The 1,764-nt window shown below is 39.3% G+C and carries 2 protein-coding genes; both read left to right on the top strand.

The features are described 5' to 3' along the window. Positions 1-328 (top strand): IS607 family transposase (locus tag CP368_RS09810; RefSeq protein ID WP_143468329.1); only part of this gene is annotated, 328 nt, incomplete at its 5' end. Positions 329-358: 30 nt separating this feature from the next. Continuing rightward, entirely contained in the window at positions 359-1,651 is a 1,293-nt protein-coding gene (locus tag CP368_RS09815; RefSeq protein WP_089145235.1) for an RNA-guided endonuclease TnpB family protein, read from the top strand. Positions 1,652-1,764 lie beyond the last annotated feature (113 nt).

Raw genomic sequence — 1,764 nt, forward strand, 5'->3', positions numbered from 1 at the left:
CGCCGATGAATATATCTCAGATATTGGATCGGGCTTAAACTATAAACGTCCTAAATGGCTTAAGTTGATCAAAGACATCGATGCAAATCAGATTAAAGAGATCTACGTTACTTATGAAGATCGCTTTATCCGTTTTGGCTTTAAGTTCTTTCAAGAATTTTGTGCTTGGCATGACTGTAAGATAATCGTCTTAAACAATGAGGATACTTCGCCAGATAAGGAGCTAGTGGAAGACTTAATTAGCATTATTCATGTTTTTTCATGCCGTCTTTATGGACTGAGAAGGTATAAAAACAAAATAAAGAACGATCCTAATTTAAAAGAATAAGCGATGCATCTATAAAAGGAGGTGGATAAAATGCCAGAATACTATATAAAAACCAAATCCTATGAGCTGTTTCCCAACAAACAGATGAAGGCTGTTTTTGATCGCAATTGCGATTATCGGAGATTCTGCTGGAATGAAGCCTTGGCTTTGTGGAATGACGAATACGATATTAGGCAGCTGATGCTTGATAAAGAGATCAAAGCTGAACTGCGAAAGGCCAAGAGTCAACGCAAATTTACTGCCGAACAAGAAGAAATGCTTGCCAGCTATCCTGCGCCTAATTGGAAAGCCATCAGGAATAAACTAGTGGCAGAAAAAGAAGACTGGCAATTTAGCTATTCAGCCCATCTATTGCAGCTAGCCGTACAGGATTTGGGCAAAGCCTGGCAAAATTTTTTCAATAAGGCTCAAAAAGATTGGGGCAAGCCTAAATTTAAATCTAAGCGGGCTCCCAAGCAAGGCTTCAAGAGCGACCAAGCTAGAATTGTTAATGGCAAGCTGGTTTTGGAAAAGCCTCAAGGGTTGAAAGCAAATTGGCAACCAATAAAATTGTCAGAAAAGCCTTTTGATTATCCTACAGGAACAATGTCTTTCTATCGAGTAAGGGATAGGTATTATGTGGCAATTCCATATAAGATCCCCAAAGATAGGTTCGAAATCAAAAAGAAAACAGGCAAAGCGACCGGGGTAGATATAAACGTAGGCCATTTCAATTATGAAGATGGTCAGCTTTTGATTATTCCTAAGTCTTTGACCAAAACATACAGCAAAATAAAGCATTATCAAAAGCAGCTGGCAAAGAAGCGAACAGTCAACGGTAGAATTAAAGGTGCGCAAAGCAAGAAATACTTGAAGACGAGAATCAAGCTTCAGGCATCCTATCAGCGTGCCCAAAACATTCAAACGGATTTAATGCATAAATTTACTACTGAACTGGTAAACAATTACGATCAAATAGCGATTGAAGATCTGGGAGTCAAAGGCATGCTTATGAGCCATGTGGCTTCAAAAGGCATGCATCGAAGCATGTTTGGCTTGTTTAGAAAGCTTTTAACATATAAATGCGAATGGTATGGTAAAGAACTGATTATTGCCAACAAGCTATATCCATCAACGCAAAGATGCGCAGCATGCGGCTTGGTCAAAAAAGGCGATGAAAAGATCACGCTGCAGGGCAATAAAAAGCATGGCACCAAGCATAACGAGTTTGTCTGTTATAATCCTAGCTGTCCTAATTACAATAAAAAGGTTGATCGCGACGAAAATGCCATGGCCAACCTAACGCTGCTAGTAAAGCATCCAGAGTTAAATCGAGCCTTATAAGATAATTGCGGGCGAGGCTACGTCCGAAAAAATGCCAAAAGAGATAGTCAATGCGATTACTTCTAAATTGAAATATCGGAATACTAGCGTAGACGTTGGTAAGAGAAATGGAA

Origin of the sequence: Lactobacillus sp. UMNPBX17 (assembly GCF_002553735.1) — a bacterium.
Lineage (GTDB): Bacteria > Bacillota > Bacilli > Lactobacillales > Lactobacillaceae > Lactobacillus > Lactobacillus gallinarum.